Consider the following 18,796-nt stretch of genomic DNA (forward strand, 5'->3'; position numbering starts at 1 on the left):
GGGGAGGGCAGGTGGGGGCGGGGGAGGGTGTGTGGGTGGGGTAGGGGGGTGCAAAGCGCCCGAATTCGGGCGCGATCAAGCCCTCGCTCGGCGCGCAGGCGTACCACCACCTCTCGGTACGGCCGCACCGACAGCGGCCCTCCGGCCGCAGGCGTACCGCTGCCCCAGGCGTACGTGCGCCTCCGCCCCCTGGCGCCGCCGCTCCATGCGCAGGCGTTCCGGGCGCAGGCGTACCCCCGTTCCGGGCGCAGGCGATTCCAGCGTTCCGGACGCATGTGAACCGCAGAGAGCCGGAACGCTACGTACTGTCCGTACCGCCTGCTTTCCGCGGGATCACATGGGAGGAATGGCGCAATGACTGCTGCGACTTGGTGGCCCTACGAGGTCCGCCGCTGCGGGCGGCAGGCGTATGTCCTGCCGCTGCTGGCGGCCCTCCTGGCATACGGGGCGACGGCCACGCGCACCGGCGACGGCCTGCTGCTCGGCCGCGCGCTGGTGACCTGCGCCCCGCCCACCGCCGCGGCCCTGGCCTGCGCGGCCGTGGTCGCCCGGGAGCCGATGACCGAGCTCCATCTGTCGCTGCCCACCGCCTACGCCCGCACCGTCGCCCGCCGTCTGACCTGGCCCGCCGCCGTCACCGCGGCGGCCGGCCTCGCCATGACCGGGGCGCTGGCGGCCACCGGCCAGCACCTCGACCCCGCCGTCACCCTCGTCGAGCTGGCCGGGCTGACCGTCCTGCTCGGCGGCTGCGCGGTATGGGCGACGGTACGGTCCGGCTCGGCCGCGCCCGCCACGGGACTGGTCGTGGCCATGGTCCTGGCCAAACTCCTGCTGATCGACCGGGTGGTACCGGAGGGGGCGGCGCAGGCGGTGCCCGCGCTGCTGGCCGGCGGCTGGCTGACCGCGCTGGCGCTGCGCGCCCTCCGGCCCGGCGGGAGCCAGGGCGCCCGGCTCGGCCGCGCCTCCGGTCCCGGCTTCGGCCCCGGGGAGGCCTGATGACCGCCCTGCTCGTGACCCTGCGCTACGAAGCGCTGATGGCCGCCCGCCGCAAGGCCGTATGGGCCGCCGTCCTCCCGCTGGCCCTGCTGAGCCTCCTCCTCGCCGCCACCTCACCCGTCGTCACCGGACACAGCGACCCGGCGGCCAGATGCGGCGCGGCCGCGGTGCTGGTCAACACCCTGTGCACCCTGGGCGTGGGCCTCGCGCTCACCGACCGGCTGCGCCGCTCCCTCGAGGCACGCGGCATGCCCGAACTGCTGACCGCCACGCCCGCCGGGCTGCTGGCACGCACGACCGGCACCCTGATCGGGCCGCTGCTGACCGCGCTGGCGCCGGTCGTCGGCCTTTTCCTCCTCTACGGAGCGGTGATCTCGGTGACCGCCGGCTCCGCCGCCCCGCTGGCCTCGACGGTCATCGCCCTGGTGGTGGCCGTACTGCCCGCCGCGCTCCTGGTGACCGCGTTCGCCGGGCTGCTCGGCGTGCTGATGCCGGTCGCCGCGGCGCGCGCCGTCACGGTCGTGGTGTGGCTGTGGGCCCTTCACTTCCCGCCGAGGTTCTCCCCGCTGCCCACCGCCACCGGCACGGTCCTCTCCCCGCTCGGCGGCTATCCGCTGGCCGCCTGGGCGCACGCCCCCCAGATCTGGGCCAACCGGCAGGGCTCCGGCCCGCTGCGCCCCGAAGTCTCCGACGCCACCGCCCTGCTGAACCTCGCCCTCGTCCTGGCCATGGCCGCGGCCTGCTACGCCCTCGGCCATCTCGTCGCCCGACTACGCCGACACGGAGCATCATGAACATCACCACTGAGCGACTGACGAAGGTCCACCCCGGCGGCCGCCGCGCGCTGGACGCCGTCGATCTGCACATCGACCGTGGCACCGTCGGACTGTTGGGCGCCAACGGCGCGGGCAAGACCACGCTGCTGCGCATCCTCACCGGCGTACTGCGGCCCACCTCCGGGCGGGTGACCGTCGCCGGCCACGATCTGTCCACCAGCCACGGCCTCACCGCCGTCAAACGCACCCTCGGCTACCTCCCGCAGGAGCTCTCCCTCTACCCCGACCTGACGGCCCGCGAGTTTCTCGACTACATCGGCGTCCTCAAGGGCATGCGCGACAAGCGCACCCGCCGCACGCAGGTCGAGGCCAAGATCGCCGAGGTCGGCCTGGAGGACCGTGCGGACGAACGGCTGGCCGGGTTCTCCGGCGGGATGAAGCGCCGGGTCGGCATCGCCCAGGCGCTGATGGGGGACCCTTCCGTACTGATCATCGACGAGCCGACGACCGGACTCGACCCGCACGAACGGATGCGCTTCCGCGCCCTGCTGGCCGGGCTCGGCGGCGGCCGTACGGTCCTGCTGTCCACCCACATCCTCGACGACGTCGCCCAGACCTGCCCCGAAGTCGCCGTCCTCACCGCCGGCCGGCTGGTCTTCCACGACACCACCGCCGCGCTGGTCAGCCAGGCCGCGGGGTGCACCTACGCGTTCAAGGCGGCCGGGCCGCCGCCCGGCGCGGAGGTGGTGAGCGCGGTGACCACCGCCGAGGGGCCCGAGTACCGCATCGTCACCACCCATCCGCCCGAGGGGGCGCGCCCGGTCGAGCCGTCGCTCGAGGACGGCTACGCCGCGCTCCTGTGCGCCGATGGGAAGGCGCGCGCACCAGAACGCGCGAATTCTTCACAGACCGACAGCCGGCCAGACCGTTCCGAACCCACCGGGGCCTCCGGCAGCGCCGGCAATCCCCGTCACTCCAGCGGTTCCGACAGCTCCAGCGGTTCCGACAGCTCCAACAGTTCCGATAGCGAGGTGGCCAACACATGAGCGCATACACCCGATCCGCCCGGCAGCCCCGAACCGCCGTCGCCTCCGCCCTGGCCGGACTGGCCCTGCTGGGCCTGACCGCCTGCGGGGGCGGCGGCCGCAGCGAACCGCACACCACGGACCCCGTACCGCTGCCCAGTCCGACCGCCGGCAAGCAGAAGATGAGCGAGAAGAACCTCGGCTACACCTGGCCGCTCAAGGTCGACCACGGAACTGCCGAATGCCGTAAAGACAATCAGGCGGTCTTCACCGTTCCCGACGGCACCACCTACGCTCTCAACGACCGTGCCCGTAATGCCGGATACCGTGACATCGACCCGCTGCGCGCCTCCGGTGACAACGGCGACAAGGTGAGCCTCGGCTCCCTGCTCAGCAAGACCCTCAAGCTCTGCCGCGCCGCTCACTGACCCGAGCCGGCCGGCCCGCGCACCACCAAAGGAAAACCGCACGAACGCACCACACGGGGGGCAACACCATGCAGCATCAGCACGCCTCGTCCGCCACCGGGCTGCATCTCCTGGCCCAGTCCGGCCTCCGAGCCCAATTCGAGTCGCCACACTCCCCGCTCAGCGGTCTCCGCCCCGGCCTGGACCGCGTCGACTTCGTCGAGGACGCGGCTCTGACCGCCCCCGGCACCGCCCTCGACCTCCCGGTCCTGATGCCCGTCACCAGCGAATTCCAGGCCGAGGGGCTGCGCGTCGTACGGGTCCGGCATCCCCTCGCGCTGCTCGTCGCCGTCACCAACGATGTCTCGGGCCATCAGACGTACTACGCCATCCGCTCCGGGGCGAACTTCGTGCTCAACCTCGCCATCCCCGGGGAGCGCCAGACCGACATGCTGTACGCGCAGTGCCGGGCGCACCGCGTGGCAAGCTCCGTCGACGGCTCCGCCGCCTGGCTCCGTTCCGTCCCCGGTGTCACCGGCGACCACGGCGGCCATCGCTGTGCGGACGACAGTGGCCACGCCGGCTGGGAACCTCCGCTCGCGCCGCACCGGGAGGCGCACGGATCACGGCGTCCGGAGTCCGCCTTGGCCGATTCGGTGGCCAGGGCACGGTCGGCGCTCGACGCACCCCCCGAGCCGGCTCGGGGCGCGGCCCCCGATCCGGTTTCCGTCCCGGAACGGCGCCGTGAACCCCAGCCGCCGCCCGACCCGCCGGCACCGCTCGCGCCGGGGTCCGGCGTGCCGGACTGCGACCGGGAACTGCTGCATTCGCTCTGTACCTCGGCGACCGTGTCGGAAATCGCACGGCGCCATTACTGTTCCGAGCGGTCCATGTACCGCCGTATTCGCCGTCTCTACGACGACCTCGGCGTCGCCGGCCGGTCCGAGCTGCTCTCGCTGGCCGCCGGGTGGGGTCTGGTGCATCCGGTGCCCGCACGCGCCAGCTGAAGCGCCGCGCGACGGTCCCGCGGGAGGGCGGCGTCCGGGCGGCCCCGGTGGCACACACCACCGGGGCCGCCCGCGGTCCGCTGCCGAGGGCTCCCGCATCAGCGGATCCCCGCGTCCGCGGTCTCCAGCAGCCGGAAGAAACCGGCCTCCACATCTCCGTCGAGGGCCAGCCCCGCGAGCGGCCCCTCGAAGCGGGTGCGCCCGGCCACCAGCACCTGCACCCGGTCGCAGACCTGGGCGACCTCCGCCAGCTGATGACTGGCGATCAGTACCGCCACTCCCTCCCCGGCCAAAGAGCGGATGATCCCGCGCATCTCGCGGATGCCCACCGGATCCAGACCGTTGGTGGGCTCGTCCAGCACGATCAGCCGCGGCTTGGCCAGCAGCGCCACGGCGATCCCCAGCCGCCAGCGCATACCCAGGGAGTACGCCCCGACCTTCCGGCTCCGCGCATCGGTCATCTTGACCAACTGCAGCGCCGGTTCGATCCACTCCTGCGGCACCCCGCGCAGCTTGGCATGTACCCGCAGCGTCTCATCACCCGTCAATGTGGGCCACAGGCCTGGCACTTCGATCAGCGCGCCGACATCCGCCAGCGACTGCCGCCCCACCGGACGGTCGAAGATCTCGATGCTCCCCGAGGTCGGCCGCTGCAGTCCCAGGAGCGCCTTCATCAGCGTCGTCTTGCCGGCGCCGTTCGGCCCGAGCAGGCCATAGACCTCCCCGACCTGGACCGTCAGATCCACCCCGTCCAGGGCGCGGTGCGCGCCGTAGTGCTTGTGCAGCTGCCGGATCTTGAGGGCCGTCGGCATCCGGCCGGTCGGCATCTCGGAGTATCCCGGTGTCATCGCGGTCATGGTCAGATCTCCTTACGGCTCATGTGCAGGCTGCCGATGATCAGCAGGACCGCCGTCAATGCGGCGGCGAGGCCGACGGCCAGAGGGATGGCCGAGGGGTCCGTTACCGGACTGTCCTTCGGCAGCGGTACGCCGTTGGGACCGATCCCGGCCAGCGGCAGCACCACCCGCATCGGCCAGGCGAACGGCACCGCGTACCAGAAGACCTTGTCGGAGATGAGCGCGCCGGAGAGCAGCCCCGCCACGCCCACCCCGATGCTGGGCCCCATGCCCCACATCACGGCGACCAGCACCGCCAGCGCGGTCATCGACAGTCCCACCAGCCACGGCAGATAGACCGCGGCGACGACCGTGCCCAAGGCGCCGGGGAATTTGCCGCTGAGCACCGCGCCCAGCGAGAGCATCACCAGCAGCACCGTGGAGGAGAGGAAGCCCAGCACACCCAGCGCGGCCACCTTCCCGACGAAATAGCGGCCGCGCGGCACGCCGTACGACAGCAGCAGTCGCCACGCGTCCTGGTCGGCGCGGACCGACAGCGCCGCGGCCAGGCCCGCCGTCATCGGCACCAGCACGCCCCAGAACTCCAGCGTCACATTGCGGAACACCTCGAACGTCTGGCCCGCCTTGGCCTCGGAGGAGCCGAGCGCCCCGAGGAACAGCGGGACGGTGATGATGACCGGCGCGAGGAGGTGATACCAGGGCACGAAGCCCCGGCGATTGCGGGCGAGCTCGGTGCCCAGCACCGTGGCCAGCGAGGGGTTGTCGCGCTTGCCCGCGAGCGGCGGGGCGAGGGTGTCGTGTGTCATGCGTTCTCCCACGGGTGCCGTCAGATGTCCTCCGGTTACGCCCTGTACGTAGCGTCGGCCGGCGACTCGGTTCACCGTTTGGTGTGCCGGTCTCGCGTTCGCGGCCCGGCCCGGGTGCCGGTCGCGTATCCGTGCCCGCATACGCGCGGTGGCCCGCCCCGGCAAGGCGGGGCGGGCCACTTGGGTGAGCTGCGGGGGCCGGGCGGGGCTCAGATCTCCTCGCCCGAGAGCAGCGGCTCGAACCGTTCGTAGGACGCGTAGTCCCGGAAGTGCCGGGTGTAGAGATCGGCGTCCCGGGTCAGATCGGTGTCCTCGGCCTCCTTGACGTCGACGATCGCCCGCAGCCGCCAGACGACGGTCTCACCCTGCTCGTTGCGGTAGCCCGTCTCCGCCTCCCGGGCCCGGCGCTCGACCCGCTCCCGTGCGGCTTTCTCGTCCGGCGCGTGCACCAGCAGGAAGCTCTCCTGGAAGAGCGACGGCCGGTCCGCCGCCTCGGAGCGTGCCTCCATCAGCACAATCGCCACATGAGGAATCGTCTTGGGGTTCATGGCGGTCATGGCGGACTCCTTGCCCGGTCGGTATCGGCGGGTGCGTTCGCGGTGAGCCGCTCCCCACGATCCTCACCCTCCCCGCGATCCGCCCGTTTCTCACTTGTCGAACCGGCGGTCGTTCAGCAGCTTCCACGCCTTGACGTCGTCCCGGTCACCGCTCCGTTTGCCGGCGTAGATCTGGCCGAGCGAACGGGACAGCCGGTCGCTGGGGAATTCGCTGCGGATGGACCCCTTCTTGCACCGGGAGATGAACTTCGCGGCGATCTCCTCGTGGTTGTCGGCGGCGCGGCAGCTCAGCGCGGCCGACGCGGTCGTGCTCCGGGCGTCCGCGGCGCCGGCCGGGGCCACGGCGGAGGCGGCCGGGGCGACCAGTCCCCCCAGCGCGAGGGTCAGGACTCCGGCGATGAACGCACGGCGCAGCGTCGTGAGGCGTGCCGTCGCCAGGCGTGACGTCGTCAAGGGGCGCGTCGTCGTGGGCAGCGTCTTCAGCGTCTTCAGCATCTTCATGGTCTTCCTCCCGAAGTGGGGCTGAGGCTGACACACCGGACCACCCGGGCCACGGGGGTGACCCGGCGGTCCGGTGCTGCCGAAGAGCGTTGCACCGACGACGGCCACATAGACGGGGTGGCAGAGAGATGGGCAGTCAGGTGTCAGCTGTGCCACCACAGCGGGCCGGTCTTGTGCTGGAGCGCACTCCAGCACCTAGCGTCTGCCACACGAACTGCCACGAAAGGAAACGCGGTGCGCTACACACTCTTCGGCAAGACCGGCCTGCGGGTGAGCGAGTTGAGCCTGGGGGCGATGACCTTCGGCGGGGAAGACAGCGGCTGGGGCGTTTCCAAGGACGTCAGCGCGCGCCTCCTCGACGCCTACACGGACGCCGGCGGCAACTTCATCGACACCGCCAACATCTACACCGGCGGAGAATCCGAGACGATTCTCGGCGAACTGCTCGACGGCGGCCGCCGGCAGCAACTGGTCCTGGCCACCAAATTCACCTGCGCCACCCGCAGCGGTGATGTGAACTCCGCGGGAAATCACCGCAAGAGCCTCGTCCAGTCCGTCGAGACCAGTCTGGAGCGGCTGCGCACCGACCACCTCGACATTCTCTGGGTGCACGCGCGGGACAACTTCACCCCGGTCGAGGAAACCATGCGTGCGCTGGACGACCTCGTACGCGCCGGGAAGGTGCTCTACATCGGCGTCTCCGACTGGCCCGCCTGGGAGATCGCGCAGGCCAGTACGCTCGCCGAACTCCGCGGCTGGACCGCCTTCGCCGGTTCGCAGATGCGCTACAACCTGCTGGAGCGGACGCCGGAGCGGGAACTGCTCCCGCAGGCCCGCGCCTTCGACCAGGCGGTGCTCGCGTGGGCGCCGCTCGCGGGCGGCAAGCTCACCGGCAAGTACCGCCGGGGTGCGGACGGCCGGCTGACCGTGGTCGGCGAGTACAGCGGCGGGAACCACAACGAGGACGAGACCATCACCGCCGTACTGGAGATCGCCGAAAAGGGCGGCTGGAGCCCGGCGCAGGTGGCGCTGGCGTGGCTGCGCAGCCGCCCCGGCAACATCATCCCGATCATCGGTGCCACGAAGGAGAGCCAGCTCGCCGACAATCTCGCCAGCGTCGACGTGCACCTCGACGCCGATGCCCTGGCGCGGCTGGACGGGGCGAGCGCGGTGCCGCTGGGCTTCCCGCATGCGTTCCTGAACGAGCCCGGTGTCCAGGCGAACGTTTACGGTGACCGCCGGGCCGACATCGACGACCGGCGCTCCACGTACCGGCGGACGACGGGCGGGGTCCTCTAGTGGCCTGAATCGGAGCTTCCTGGCGTCGGGACCCACCGTTGGATCGGATTCATGACCGCGGCTGAAGCGCGGTGGCGGCCCGGACCCCCGGCCTCGTGATCGCGAGACCTTCGATGCCCGCCCTGCTCTGGCTGTCTGCGCTCGCGTTGTCAGTGCGGCATGGAACATTTGTTCGTTGAAGCGATGGATCGATCTCGACTCGATGATGGGGGCTGTCTTCATGGGCATGGTCATCTCGTTCACGCGCGTGACGCCGGAGGAGTTGAACAGGGCGGAGAAGGATCACGAGTGGGCGAGCGAATTCCTCTGGAAGGTCGACGAGCTCCGGCCGGACAACCCCGAGGCCTACCTCGACAAGGCCTGGGCCGGCCTGGAGTTCCTGCTGGGCGCGGCCGATGCGTCCATTGAGTTCCTGATGGATGGCTACCAGATAGACGACGACGGCACGCTGTTCAGCTGGGGCGTCGAGCACGTCCAGGGCGTGGCGAAGAGGCTGCGGGCGCTGCCGTGGGAGCGGTTGGCCACCCATTACGACCCCGTTCGGATGACCGAGGAAGGGGTGTACCCCAACGTCTGGGATCCCGAGGATGAAGACGAGCTCGAGTATCTGAAGGGGGCCTACGAGACGCTGGTGAGCTTCTTCGACGCCACGGCCCGCCTGGAGTCGGGGGCGCTGATGAACTTCAGCTTCTGAGGGAGCGGGAGACGAGGGGGCGCACCGTACCGGTTCTCACTTCAGCCGCTGGATCCGGCGCGCCACCCGTGCGTGCTCCCGCAACTTCTCTTCCAGTTCCGGCAGTTGGGGCTCACCCCCGTCCACCAGGACGCGCCCGCCGACGATCGTGGTCCAGGCGCGGGACGGCCCGCAGCGCAGCCAGGCCTCCACCGGGTCGGTGAACGAGCCCGCGAGCGCCACCTCATGGGTGTTCCAGACGACCAGGTCGCCGCAGGCGCCGGGCCGCAGATGGCCGAGTTCGTCGTCGCGGCCGAGGCAGCGGGCGGAGCCCCGGGTCGCCATGTCGAGGGCGTCGCGGGCGGTCATCGCCCCGGGGCCGCCGCGATAGCGGGCGAGCAGCAGGGCGCCGCGGGTCTCCATCCACAACGAGGCGTGGTCGGTCGAGGCGGACCCGTCGCAGCCGATGCCCACCGGCATGCCGAGCTCGCGCATCTCCCGGATGGCGGCGGTGCCGCCGCCGATCAGCATGTTGGAGCTGGGACAGTGCGCCACCCCGACGCCGGCCGCGGCGAGCCGGGCGCGCTCCGCGTCGTCCGGGTAGATGCAGTGGGCCACCCACGTCCGGTCGGTCATCCAGCCGACGGAATCGAAGTACTCGACGGGCCGGCAGCCGTGTGTCTCCAGGCAGAAGGCGTCCTCGTCGCGGTCCTCCGCGAGATGGGTGTGCAGCCGTACGTCGAGCCGCTCGGCCAGCTCCGCGGTCTGCACCATCAGCTCCTTGGTCACCGAGAACGGCGAGCAGGGCGCCAGCGCGACGCGGATCAGGGCGCCCGGCGAGGGATCGTGATAGGTGGTCACCACCCGTTCGCTGTCGGCGAGTACCTCGTCATCGGTCTGGGTGACGGAGCGCGGCGGCAGCCCGCCGTCCTCGACGGAGCGGGTCATCGAGCCGCGGGTGGCGTGGAAGCGGAAGCCGATGTCCTGGGCCGTACGGATCTCGGCGTCGACCAGCCGCGGCCGGGGATGGACATAGAGGTGGTCCATCGAGGTCGTACAGCCGCCCATCAGCAGTTCGGCGATGCCGACGTAGGTGGAGAGGTGGACGGCTTCCGCGTCGAGGGCGGACCACAGGGGGTAGAGCGCCGTGAGCCAGTTGAAGAGGGTGCCGTTGACCGCGGGGGCGAAGGAACGGGTGAGGTTCTGGTAGATGTGGTGATGGGTGTTGATCAGGCCGGGGGTGACCAGGCGGCCGGTTGCGGAGATCGTACGTGCGACGCTCTCCGGCTCGGTGCCGGGCCCGCCGACCGCGGCGACGCGGCCGTCCCGCAGGGCGATCCAGCCGCCGGCGATCTCGGTGGCGCCGTCGACGACGAGCAGCTGGGCATCCTTGACGAGCAGGTCATAGTCATAGCTGGGCTTGCGCATGCGTGGTTCTCCCGTGATCGGTGTGCCGGCAATGGCACAAGGACTGCACTGAGTGCGCAGTTGCCCTGTACCGGTGTCGTGCGCCGAGCCGACCCCGGATCGTCACCACTCGCTCACGCGGGCGGACGGGCGTTGTTCCCCTGGTCGTTGGTCGTCTGCCCGTTCCGCGCACCCGTTATTCGCCTTTGTCGTTCGCGCGGTGGGTATGCGCCCTCGGGTTGTGCCGGCGAACGAGGTGCTGCCCCGTACCGCCCCGCTGTATGCCGACGCCGGCGGCCGGTTGTGGTGGCTGGCTATGGTGACCAGCGGTCGCTGGAGGGATCAGTACGCGATCAGCAGGCGACCAAGTACGCGATCAGTACGGGGAGGCGGGAGACGGCGCATGGCAGTCGAAGAAATAGTGGTCGTGGGAGCCGGAGTGGTGGGGGCATCGGTTGCCTACCACCTGACCGCGTTGGGGCACGACCGGGTGACCGTCCTGGACACCCGCGAGCGGGATGTGCTGCCCGGCTCCACCGGCCTGGCCCCCGGCTTCGTCGGTCAGCTCAGCGCCACGCCGGAACTGGCCGTGCTGGCCAAGGACAGCGTCGCCACCTACCGGTCGCTCTCCGCCGGCGCGGACCGCCCGGCCTTCTGGCAGGTCGGCTGCCTTGAGGTGGCCACGACGCAGGCGCGGCTGGCGCAGGCCCACCAGGACGTCGAGCACGGTCGCGGGCTGGGCATCGAGGCCGAGGTGATCGACGCGGCGGCCGCGGTGGCGCTGGCCCCGGCCCTGGTCGACGGCGAGCGGGCGCTCGGCGGGCTGCACATCCCCTCCGACGGCGCCGCCGACCCGTCGGCGCTGACCGCGGCCCTGGTCGCCGCGGCGGAGCGGGCCGGCGCCCGGTTCCGCTGGCAGACGCCGGTGCGGGCGCTGGAGTTGGCGCGCGGCCGGATCGTCGGCGTACGGACCGGGGCGGACGGCGACGACCTGCTGCGGGCCGACCGCGTCGTACTCGCCACCGGGATCTGGGGCCCGGTGCTGGCCGGCCAGGCCGGCGTACGGCTGCCGATGGTGGACGTCCAGCACCCCTATCTCTTCACCGCCGAACGCCCCGAACTCGACGACACCCCCCGCGATACCCCCCTCGACACCCCGATCGTGCGGTACCCGGACCACGCCGTCTACACCCGCCGGCACGGCCGCCGCTACGGCCTCGGCAGCTACGCGCACACCCCCCTCCCCGTGGAGCCGACCGCCGGACTCGAAGGGGCCGAACGCCCCTTCCGTGAAACCGACTTCGGCACCGCGCTCGCCGAGGCCCGTGCCCTCGTCCCCGCCTTCCGGCAGGCCCCGCAGGGACGCCGGCTCAACGGCGTCTTCGCCCTCACCCCCGACGAACTTCCCCTCGTCGGCCCTGCCCCCGGTGCCCCCGGCCTCTGGGTCGCGGAGGCCAGCTGGCTCACCCACGCCGGCGGCGTCGGCCGCCATCTGGCCCACCTCCTCCTGGACACGGGGCACCCCCTCGTGGACCCGGACCGGCTGGCCCCGGGCCGCTTCGACCATTGGACCGACCGGAAGGTGCGCGAGAGGGCGCTGGGGCACTATCGCGGAATTTACGACGCTCATTGAGGCCCATTGACGCCCATTGAGGCCTGTTGAGGACCATTGCGCCCTATTGGCGTCCATGAGGAGGCGAACAGCGAGAGGGGCTGGCCGGCTATCGCTCCACCGATTGCGGAATGCGCGCCGCCGGCAGGTCCTCGAGGAATTCCTGGAGCGCCGCATTGAACTCTTCGGGACGTTCCAGATTCGGCATGTGTGCCGCCTGCGGAATGACCTTGAGTGAGGCGTGGGGCACCCGGTCGGCGATCAGCTCGGCGTCGCTGACGGGCGTGAACTCGTCCTCCTCGCCCACGACGACCAGGGTCGGAACCGTGATGCGCGACAGCAGGTCCGTGTAATCCCGCCGCTCGGCGCGGCCACGCAGCGCCGCGGCCGCGCCCTCGGGAGAGGTGCCCCGCATCATGTCCAGGACGTGTCGGGCGACGGCCGGCTGCGTCTCGATGTTGCGCGGCGCGATCATCTTGGGCAGCACTTCCCGGGCGTAGCCGGCCATGCCTTCGCGCAGCAGGCGATCGGCCGTGTCGCGGCGGACGGCGCGGGCCTCGTCCGTATCCGCGGCCGCGAAGGTGTCGGCCAGCAGCATGCCGCTTATCCGGTCCGGGAATTGCCGGTGGAACTCCATCGCGATCTGCCCGCCCATGGACAGGCCACCGAGGACGAAGCGCTCGACCTTGAGGTGATCGAGGAGGCCGGCGATGTCCCGCGCGAAGGTCTCCAGTGTGGTTTTTCCCGGTGAGGTGTTTCCCGCTGCGGTTTTGCCGGGTGCGGAATTTCCTGGTGCAGGGGTGTGTACGGCCGGGTTCTCGCCGTAACCGCGGAGGTCCGGGGCAATCACCCGCATGCCCGCCCGCCGGAAATGGTCGATCTGCGGGCGCCACATCGAGCGATTGAAGGGATGTCCATGGATGAGGACGAGCGGCTCGCCGTCGCCCGCATCCTCGTATGCGCCGGTGATGGTCATTGTTCCTGCCCCGTTCTTCCGCGTTCTTCCGCCAACTGCCGCCGGTTTCCGTTGGCTTCGTTAACTTCCATCGGCGTCCGTCGACTTGACGACTCGATGCTATAGAGGGCAATCTCTCGGTGCAATAAAAACAATGCGCTCGGTGCAATGTTGAATGTGCGGCGCGCGCCGCGGGGACGTGGGGGCCTGCTGGTGGACGACTATCGCGTGATCGCCGATGAGCTGGCTGCCGAGATCGCGGCGGGCCGGCTCCGCCCGGGGGACCGGCTGCCGCCGCTGCGCCGGTACGCCCGTCAGCGGGGCATCGCGAGTTCGACCGCGGCACGCGTCTACCGCGAGCTGACCCGGCGCGGCCTGACGGTGGGTGAGGTCGGACGGGGAACGTTCGTACGGACCTCCGCGCCGGCGGCCGAGCCCGCGCTGGCCGAGCCGGGCGGGGCGCGGATCGATCTGGAACTGAACTTCCCGGTGCTGCCCGAACAGCCGGCCCGACTCGCCGAGAGCCTCCAACACCTGCTGCGCGCCGATGTGTTGGGAGATGCCCTGCGGCCGGTCGGCGTGGCGGGCACCGGGCCCGCCCGCGAGGCCGCCGCCTCCCACCTCGCCCGCGGCGACTGGGCCCCGGACCCCCAGCGGCTGCTCTTCGCGGGCAACGGCAGGCAGGCCATCGCCGCGGCCATCGCCGCCCTCGTCCCGGCCGGCGAACGCCTCGGCGTCGAATCGCTGACCTACCCCGTGGTGAAGGGCATCGCCGCCCGCCTCGGCGTCACCCTCGTACCGTTGGCGATGGACGAACACGGCCTCCTCCCCGAGGCGGTCGACGCCGCCCCGCCGCTGCGCGCCGTCTACCTCCAGCCCGCCCTGCACAACCCGCTGGGCATCACCATGCCGGACCACCGCCGCGAGCAACTCGCCGAAACCCTGCGCCGGCACGGCCTCTTCGCGATCGAGGACGCCATCTACGGCTTTCTCCGCCGCGACCTCCGCCCCCTCGCCGCCCTCGCCCCCGAACGCACCGTTCTCGTCGACAGCCTGTCCAAACGCCTCGCCCCGGGCCTCACCCTGGGCTTCGTCATGCCCCCCGAGGGGCGTACGCAGGAGTTCGCCGCGGCGCTTCGGTCGGGTACCTGGACGGCCGCCCGCTTCGCCCTGGATGCGGCGACGCGCTGGATGGCGGACGGCACCGCCGCCGCCATCGAGGAGGACAAGCGACGCGACGCCGCGAACCGTCAGCGGCTCGCCGCCGCACGCCTCGCCCCGCACGCCATCCAGGCCGACCCGCACGCCTACCACCTGTGGTGGCAGCTCCCGGACCCCTGGCGGGCCGACACCTTCGTCGCCGCCGCTGCCCGCCACGGTATTGCCGTCACCCCCTCGGGAGCGTTCGCCGTCGGTCCGGGCCACGCGCCCAACGCCGTACGCCTGGCCCTGGCCTCCCCGCCCCTCGACGCCCTGGCCGACGCCCTGGGCGTACTGGCCGAACTGGCCCATGGGACACCGGAGGACGCGGGGGCGGAATAGGGGAGGGGAAGGGGAGCGAGGAGAAGGGGGAGGCCGTTCGACGGGGTCAGTCGGCGCTCGGCCCGTGGCCGAGGACATACAGCCCGGGAAGGTTGACCACGATGGCTTCCTGGGTGCTGCGGGCGATCACCACGACGGCCTCCTCGTCGGGACTCGGGTTCTCCTCGCGATGGGGGACGTACGGCGGGACGAAAATGTAGTCGCCGGGCGCGGTACGGAGCCGGATCTCCTCGGGGGTGCCGCTGGAGTCGTCGAGAAAGACGAACTCCGGGTGGCCCTTGATGACATGGATCGCGGTTTCGGAGGCACCGTGGTGATGGTTGGCGGAGGTGGTCGCCGGGGCGACATGGGTCTGCCCCATCCAGATGCGCTCCGAGCCGACCGTCCGCCCGCTGATCGCGGCGAACCGCCGCATGCCCCCGGACTGGGCGGTATCGCCGTCCAGGGCATCGGCGCGGAGGTGATGCAGCCGGGCGCGCAGCGGCAGGGAGCCGGCACCTCCGGCCGGGTCGTCCCGGCCGTCGTCCGGGAGGTCGGGGTGAAAGGCGTCGTGCGAGGTCATGGGAGTCCTGCTCGTCGGGGTCGGTCGGGGGTCAGCGGGGGATGCGGTGTCCGGGTACGCCTACCACCCGGACACCGCTCCGTACCATGGCCCGAATCACCCCGAGCGCCTGACGACCGTGCCTGCCGCCAGTGCCTGACCGGCGGAAACGTCGCCCGGTTCCTACTTCACCGACCCCGCCATGATTCCCTGCACAAACTGCCGCTGGAACGCGAAGAACACGATCAGCGGCACGATCAGGGAGAGGAACGCGCCGGGCGCCAGCACCCCGATATTGCTGCCGAACTGCCGCATCTGCGACTGCAGGGCCACCGTCAGCGGCTGGGACTCGTTGTCGGCGAAGAGCAGGGCGACGAGCATGTCGTTCCACACCCACAGGAACTGGAAGATGGCCAGGCTGGCGATGGCGGGCCGGCCCAGCGGCAGCACGAGCTGGGAGAAGATCCGCCACTCCCCGCCGCCGTCCATCCGGGCAGCCTCCAGCATCTCCTTGGGAATCTCCGCGAAGAAATTGCGGAGCAGGAAGATGGCGAAGGGCAGACCGTAGGCGGTGTGGAAGAGGACCACGCCGGGGATCGAGCCGAACAGCCCCAGCGCGCCGAACATCTTGGCCACCGGCAACAGCCCGATCTGCACCGGGACCACGAGCATCGCGACGACCAGCAGGAAGATCCAGTCGCGGCCCGGGAAGTCCAGCCAGGCGAAGGCGTATCCGGCGAGCGCGGCGATCACCACGACGGCGATGGTGGTGGGCACCGAGATCAGCACGGTGTTCCAGAAGGCCTGGACGATGCCCGAGTCCTTCAGCAGCGCCGAGTAGTTGTCGAACGACAGCTGGCCCGGGGTGGTGAACGCCTGCCACCAGCCGCCGCTCGCATTCGCCTCCTCCGTCCGCAGGGAGGAGAGGAACAGTCCGGCGGCGGGGGTGAGCCAGACCAGGCCGATGATGAGCAGCAGGGCCTGGATCAGGCTGGTGGTGAGCCGCTTCGCCGGCCGTGCCGTCTTTCGCCCGCGCGGGGCGGTGGCTTGCTGGACGGTGGTCATGACTGGCTCCTGCGGAAGCGTCGGATGTTGAGGGCCATGGCCGGGACCACCAGGAGCAACAGCAGGACACCGAGGGCGCTGCCCAGGCCCTGGTTGTTGCCGCCGCCGAAGGAGACCAGCCACATCTGCAGGGCCAGCACATTGGCGTCCTGCTGCACGGGGCCGGGGGCGATGATGTAGACGAGGTCGAAGACCTTCATCACGTTGATCACCATGGTCACGAACACCACGCCCAGGGCGGGCGCGAGCAGCGGCACGGTGATCCTGCGGAACACCTGCCACTCGTTCGCACCGTCCATCCGCGCGGCCTCCAGGATGTCCCGCGGCATCGCCGAGAGCCCCGCGCCGATCAGGACGAGGGAGAAGCCGGTCCAGATCCACATGTAGGCGCCGATGATGGCGGGCGTGATCAGCGCCGGGCCGAGCCAGGAGACGCCCTCGTAGGGCGGGGCGAAGTCCTGGGCGGGGAGCCGGACGGCGTACGAGCCGGACGTCAGGCCGGTCAGCCGGTACGCGCCGTCCGGGCCGGTCGTGCCGTGGGCGACCACCTTGCCGTGCCGATCGACGGCCTCGACGGCGAGCCGGGGCAGACCGCGTTCGGCGGCGTCCACCTTGCCGGGCCTGCCGCCGCCACCGGGCGTGAAGTCGAGGAAGACCACACCGCGCAGTTCGCCGTCGCCGGCCGTTGCGTCGCCCGCCTTCGCGGCCGGCGCGGCCTGCTTGGGCATGTCCTTGGGGGCCACGCCCACCAGGCCGAGGTTGACGGTGTTTCCCGGCCCCGTACGGCGGGCCGTCGTGTACGAGCCGTCGTGCCCCTTCACCAGCAGCTTGTCGCCGATGCGTGTCTTGGCGGTCGGGAAGGAGGCGGCATCCCCCTGGAAACTGTCATGGATGCCGACGGTGACGGCGTTGAGGACGCCGCGCTGCGGATCCTGCTCGTAGGCGAGCCGGAAGATGATGCCGGCGGCGAGGAAGGAGATCGCCATCGGCATGAACATCAGCAGCTTGAACGCCGTCTTCCAGCGGATCTTCTCCGTCAGTACGGCGAGGACCAGGCCGAGTCCGGTCAGCAGCGCGGGGGCGAAGACGACCCAGATGGCGCTGTTCCGGATGGCGCGCAGGGTGGCCGGGTCCTGGAACATCTGGGTGTAGTTGTCCGCGCCGACGAAGGTGGTGCCGGACGCGTCGTACAGGCTGCGCACGACGGAGAACACGATGGGGTACGCGACGAGCGCGCCCAGCAGCAGCAGTGCGGGCAGCAGGAAGACGGCCGCGATGCGCCGGCGGCGGCGGACGGCGCGCCGCCCGGGGGCGCCGGCCCGGCCGGACGGTGCGTCCGGCGGGCCGGGCCGGGTGCCGCCCGTCTTGGCGGGCGGCGCCTCGGAAGTGGTGACTGGCATGGCAGGGCCCCTTAGCTGCGGTACGCCTTGACCGCGGCGGCCTCGAGCCGGCCGGCCGTGGCCTTGGGGTCCGAGGGGTTGCGCAGGAAGTCCTGGAGCAGCTTCCACTCGCCGGCACCCTGGGTGCCGCCGAAGGCCGCGGGCGCCTGGTCGGACATGTCGAACCGCACGGAGTTGCCGGCGGCCGTCAGCGACTGGGCCGCCTTGCGGGTGACCTGGTCGTGGTAATCGCCCGCGGGGACGTTCTTGTTGGGCGAGATATAGCCGCCCGCCTTGGCCCAGATGCCGGCCGCCTCCGGGGTGGCCAGGTACTTCACCAGCTCCATCGCGGCCTTCTTGTTCTTGCCTGCCTTCAGCACCACGGCCGCGTCACCGCCGCTGACCACCGGGGCCTTGCCGCCGTCGACCGAGGGGAACGGGAAGAACTTGGCGTCCTTGCCGACCTCCTTCTTGAGCTCGTCCTTCACCAGCGCGCCGACGAAGTCGCCCTCGTAGACCATGGCCGCCTTCGGCTCGGGACCGAAGACCTGCTGGACCGACTCGGGGAAGTCGGTGCGCAGCGCGCCCGAACCGCCCCCGGCCACCAGGTTCTTGTCGCCGAAGAGCTTGCCGAGGGTGGTCAGCGCCTTGACCACGCTGGGATCGGTCCAGGGGATCTTATGGGCGGCCAGCTTGTCGTACTTCTCGCCGCCGGCCTGCGAGAGATAGATGTTCTCGAACCAGTCGGTGAGCGGCCAGCCCGCCTCGCCCGCGACGGAGAAGGCCGGCACGCCCGAATCGGAGAGCGTACGGCCGGACTTCAGCAGCTCCTGGTACGTCGCGGCGGGCTTGACCCCGGCCTGTGCGAACGCGTCCGGGCTGTACCAGACCGTCGACTTGTGGGAGGCCTTGAAGTACAGGCCGTAGTAGGTCTTGCCGACCGTGCCGTAGTCCTTCCACACCTGCGCGTAGTTCTTCCCGGCCTGGGCGTCGACCTCCTTGGAGAGGGGCGCCAGCCAGCCCTTCTTCGCGAACTGCTGGAGCACGCCGACCTGGGGGACCATCACCACGTCGGGGGCGTTGCCGCCCTCGATCTGGCTGCCGACGACGGTCGAGACGTTGTCGCCGGTGGAGGCGAACGTGACCTTGGCGCCGGTCTTCTCGGAGAACGCGTCCAGCACCCGCTTGAAGTTCTTCTGCTCCACGCCGGTCCAGACGCCGGCGACGGTCAGCGACTGGCCGCTGAGTTCCTGCTTCCCGCCCCCGGGGGAGACGTTGCCGCCGCATGCGGTCGCGGTGAGCGCCAGGCCGAGTACGGCGGCGCCGGATATGGCGGTGCGGGCGATGCGCTGTTGACGCGCGGAGGGGTGTCTCATGGTCGGATTCCCATC

The 18,796-nt window shown here is 71.1% G+C and carries 19 protein-coding genes; 9 read left to right on the forward strand and 10 right to left on the reverse strand.

Features of this window, described 5'->3' with window-relative positions:
* The first annotated feature begins 354 nt into the window (after positions 1-354).
* The 5 genes from ACIRPT_RS33230 to ACIRPT_RS33250 all read left to right on the forward strand — a co-directional run bounded on the left by ACIRPT_RS33230 (position 355) and on the right by ACIRPT_RS33250 (position 4,211).
* Positions 355-996 (forward strand): hypothetical protein, encoded by a 642-nt coding sequence (locus tag ACIRPT_RS33230; protein ID WP_403834004.1) that lies wholly within the window; start codon positions 355-357, stop codon positions 994-996.
* On the forward strand, positions 996-1,790 hold the full coding sequence (locus ACIRPT_RS33235; RefSeq protein WP_403834006.1) for a hypothetical protein: 795 nt from the start codon (positions 996-998) through the stop codon (positions 1,788-1,790). The genes ACIRPT_RS33230 and ACIRPT_RS33235 overlap by 1 nt, the downstream gene beginning before the upstream one ends.
* Complete coding sequence (locus ACIRPT_RS33240) at positions 1,787-2,818, forward strand: ABC transporter ATP-binding protein (protein ID WP_403834008.1); 1,032 nt, start codon at positions 1,787-1,789, stop codon at positions 2,816-2,818. Before ACIRPT_RS33235 ends, ACIRPT_RS33240 begins: the two co-directional genes overlap by 4 nt.
* The gene (locus tag ACIRPT_RS33245) at positions 2,815-3,225 is read left to right on the forward strand and encodes a DUF2511 domain-containing protein (RefSeq protein ID WP_403834010.1); all 411 of its coding nucleotides are present in this window, start codon (positions 2,815-2,817) and stop codon (positions 3,223-3,225) included. The genes ACIRPT_RS33240 and ACIRPT_RS33245 overlap by 4 nt, the downstream gene beginning before the upstream one ends.
* A gap of 68 nt (positions 3,226-3,293) precedes the next feature.
* Complete coding sequence (locus ACIRPT_RS33250) at positions 3,294-4,211, forward strand: hypothetical protein (RefSeq protein ID WP_403834012.1); 918 nt, start codon at positions 3,294-3,296, stop codon at positions 4,209-4,211.
* A gap of 98 nt (positions 4,212-4,309) precedes the next feature.
* On the opposite strand, the gene ACIRPT_RS33255 is transcribed toward ACIRPT_RS33250, so the two are convergent.
* From ACIRPT_RS33255 to ACIRPT_RS33270, 4 genes are all read right to left on the reverse strand, one after another.
* Complete coding sequence (locus tag ACIRPT_RS33255) at positions 4,310-5,068, reverse strand: ABC transporter ATP-binding protein (RefSeq protein ID WP_403497449.1); 759 nt, start codon at positions 5,066-5,068, stop codon at positions 4,310-4,312.
* 2 nt (positions 5,069-5,070) lie between these two features.
* A complete protein-coding gene (locus ACIRPT_RS33260) occupies positions 5,071-5,874 on the reverse strand; it encodes an ABC transporter permease (RefSeq protein ID WP_403834014.1) in 804 nt (267 codons plus the stop codon).
* A 209-nt stretch (positions 5,875-6,083) separates the two neighbouring features.
* The gene (locus tag ACIRPT_RS33265) at positions 6,084-6,431 is read right to left on the reverse strand and encodes a DUF4288 domain-containing protein (RefSeq protein WP_403834017.1); all 348 of its coding nucleotides are present in this window, start codon (positions 6,429-6,431) and stop codon (positions 6,084-6,086) included.
* Between the two features lie 90 nt (positions 6,432-6,521).
* Positions 6,522-6,932, reverse strand: a complete 411-nt coding sequence (locus ACIRPT_RS33270) for a hypothetical protein (RefSeq protein WP_403834019.1) — start codon at positions 6,930-6,932, stop codon at positions 6,522-6,524.
* A 234-nt stretch (positions 6,933-7,166) separates the two neighbouring features.
* Between ACIRPT_RS33270 and ACIRPT_RS33275 the strand changes: the two genes are divergently transcribed.
* Together ACIRPT_RS33275 and ACIRPT_RS33280 are read left to right on the forward strand one after the other, a co-directional pair.
* Positions 7,167-8,231 carry an aldo/keto reductase gene (locus tag ACIRPT_RS33275; RefSeq protein WP_403834022.1) on the forward strand — a complete coding sequence of 355 codons (1,065 nt, stop codon included), beginning with the start codon at positions 7,167-7,169 and terminating at the stop codon, positions 8,229-8,231.
* Between the two features lie 175 nt (positions 8,232-8,406).
* Positions 8,407-8,925: a YfbM family protein gene (locus ACIRPT_RS33280; RefSeq protein WP_403834024.1), complete on the forward strand. Its 519-nt coding sequence runs from the start codon at positions 8,407-8,409 to the stop codon at positions 8,923-8,925.
* Between the two features lie 36 nt (positions 8,926-8,961).
* Here the strand turns inward: ACIRPT_RS33280 and ACIRPT_RS33285 are convergent, their stop codons facing one another.
* Entirely contained in the window at positions 8,962-10,332 is a 1,371-nt protein-coding gene (locus tag ACIRPT_RS33285; protein WP_403834026.1) for an 8-oxoguanine deaminase, read from the reverse strand.
* 382 nt (positions 10,333-10,714) lie between these two features.
* On the opposite strand from ACIRPT_RS33285, the gene ACIRPT_RS33290 reads away from it, so the two are divergent.
* Positions 10,715-11,944, forward strand: coding sequence for an NAD(P)/FAD-dependent oxidoreductase (locus tag ACIRPT_RS33290; protein WP_403834028.1), 1,230 nt, complete (start codon positions 10,715-10,717; stop codon positions 11,942-11,944).
* Positions 11,945-12,032: 88 nt separating this feature from the next.
* Here ACIRPT_RS33290 and ACIRPT_RS33295 read toward each other — a convergent pair whose 3' ends face one another.
* Positions 12,033-12,899 carry an alpha/beta fold hydrolase gene (locus tag ACIRPT_RS33295; RefSeq protein WP_403834031.1) on the reverse strand — a complete coding sequence of 289 codons (867 nt, stop codon included), beginning with the start codon at positions 12,897-12,899 and terminating at the stop codon, positions 12,033-12,035.
* A 192-nt stretch (positions 12,900-13,091) separates the two neighbouring features.
* Between ACIRPT_RS33295 and ACIRPT_RS33300 the strand changes: the two genes are divergently transcribed.
* On the forward strand, positions 13,092-14,420 hold the full coding sequence (locus tag ACIRPT_RS33300) for a PLP-dependent aminotransferase family protein (RefSeq protein WP_403834034.1): 1,329 nt from the start codon (positions 13,092-13,094) through the stop codon (positions 14,418-14,420).
* A 46-nt stretch (positions 14,421-14,466) separates the two neighbouring features.
* Here ACIRPT_RS33300 and ACIRPT_RS33305 read toward each other — a convergent pair whose 3' ends face one another.
* The 4 genes from ACIRPT_RS33305 to ACIRPT_RS33320 form a co-directional block, all read right to left on the reverse strand.
* A complete protein-coding gene (locus ACIRPT_RS33305) occupies positions 14,467-14,982 on the reverse strand; it encodes a cupin domain-containing protein (protein WP_403834037.1) in 516 nt (171 codons plus the stop codon).
* Between the two features lie 162 nt (positions 14,983-15,144).
* Positions 15,145-16,026 (reverse strand): carbohydrate ABC transporter permease, encoded by an 882-nt coding sequence (locus tag ACIRPT_RS33310; RefSeq protein ID WP_403834039.1) that lies wholly within the window; start codon positions 16,024-16,026, stop codon positions 15,145-15,147.
* The gene (locus ACIRPT_RS33315; protein ID WP_403834042.1) at positions 16,023-17,426 is read right to left on the reverse strand and encodes an ABC transporter permease subunit; all 1,404 of its coding nucleotides are present in this window, start codon (positions 17,424-17,426) and stop codon (positions 16,023-16,025) included. The genes ACIRPT_RS33310 and ACIRPT_RS33315 overlap by 4 nt, the downstream gene beginning before the upstream one ends.
* Before the next feature lie 11 nt (positions 17,427-17,437).
* Positions 17,438-18,781 carry an ABC transporter substrate-binding protein gene (locus tag ACIRPT_RS33320; RefSeq protein WP_403834045.1) on the reverse strand — a complete coding sequence of 448 codons (1,344 nt, stop codon included), beginning with the start codon at positions 18,779-18,781 and terminating at the stop codon, positions 17,438-17,440.
* Between the last annotated feature and the right edge of the window lie 15 nt (positions 18,782-18,796).

It is taken from the genome of Streptomyces sp. NPDC101227 (assembly GCF_044767545.1).
Classification (GTDB): Bacteria; Actinomycetota; Actinomycetes; order Streptomycetales; family Streptomycetaceae; genus Streptomyces.

What these genes read in the sequence shown, in the direction of transcription:
- ACIRPT_RS33245 (WP_403834010.1), top strand. Translation starts at nt 2,815, where the DNA reads ATGAGCGCATACACCCGATCCGCCCGGCAGCCCCGAACCGCCGTCGCC.
- ACIRPT_RS33250 (WP_403834012.1), top strand. Translation starts at nt 3,294, where the DNA reads ATGCAGCATCAGCACGCCTCGTCCGCCACCGGGCTGCATCTCCTGGCC.
- ACIRPT_RS33255 (WP_403497449.1), bottom strand. Translation starts at nt 5,068, where the DNA reads ATGACCGCGATGACACCGGGATACTCCGAGATGCCGACCGGCCGGATG.
- ACIRPT_RS33230 (WP_403834004.1), top strand. Translation starts at nt 355, where the DNA reads ATGACTGCTGCGACTTGGTGGCCCTACGAGGTCCGCCGCTGCGGGCGG.
- ACIRPT_RS33305 (WP_403834037.1), bottom strand. Translation starts at nt 14,982, where the DNA reads ATGACCTCGCACGACGCCTTTCACCCCGACCTCCCGGACGACGGCCGG.
- ACIRPT_RS33295 (WP_403834031.1), bottom strand. Translation starts at nt 12,899, where the DNA reads ATGACCATCACCGGCGCATACGAGGATGCGGGCGACGGCGAGCCGCTC.
- ACIRPT_RS33265 (WP_403834017.1), bottom strand. Translation starts at nt 6,431, where the DNA reads ATGACCGCCATGAACCCCAAGACGATTCCTCATGTGGCGATTGTGCTG.
- ACIRPT_RS33260 (WP_403834014.1), bottom strand. Translation starts at nt 5,874, where the DNA reads ATGACACACGACACCCTCGCCCCGCCGCTCGCGGGCAAGCGCGACAAC.
- ACIRPT_RS33310 (WP_403834039.1), bottom strand. Translation starts at nt 16,026, where the DNA reads ATGACCACCGTCCAGCAAGCCACCGCCCCGCGCGGGCGAAAGACGGCA.
- ACIRPT_RS33290 (WP_403834028.1), top strand. Translation starts at nt 10,715, where the DNA reads ATGGCAGTCGAAGAAATAGTGGTCGTGGGAGCCGGAGTGGTGGGGGCA.
- ACIRPT_RS33315 (WP_403834042.1), bottom strand. Translation starts at nt 17,426, where the DNA reads ATGCCAGTCACCACTTCCGAGGCGCCGCCCGCCAAGACGGGCGGCACC.
- ACIRPT_RS33240 (WP_403834008.1), top strand. Translation starts at nt 1,787, where the DNA reads ATGAACATCACCACTGAGCGACTGACGAAGGTCCACCCCGGCGGCCGC.
- ACIRPT_RS33285 (WP_403834026.1), bottom strand. Translation starts at nt 10,332, where the DNA reads ATGCGCAAGCCCAGCTATGACTATGACCTGCTCGTCAAGGATGCCCAG.
- ACIRPT_RS33235 (WP_403834006.1), top strand. Translation starts at nt 996, where the DNA reads ATGACCGCCCTGCTCGTGACCCTGCGCTACGAAGCGCTGATGGCCGCC.
- ACIRPT_RS33270 (WP_403834019.1), bottom strand. Translation starts at nt 6,932, where the DNA reads ATGAAGATGCTGAAGACGCTGAAGACGCTGCCCACGACGACGCGCCCC.
- ACIRPT_RS33320 (WP_403834045.1), bottom strand. Translation starts at nt 18,781, where the DNA reads ATGAGACACCCCTCCGCGCGTCAACAGCGCATCGCCCGCACCGCCATA.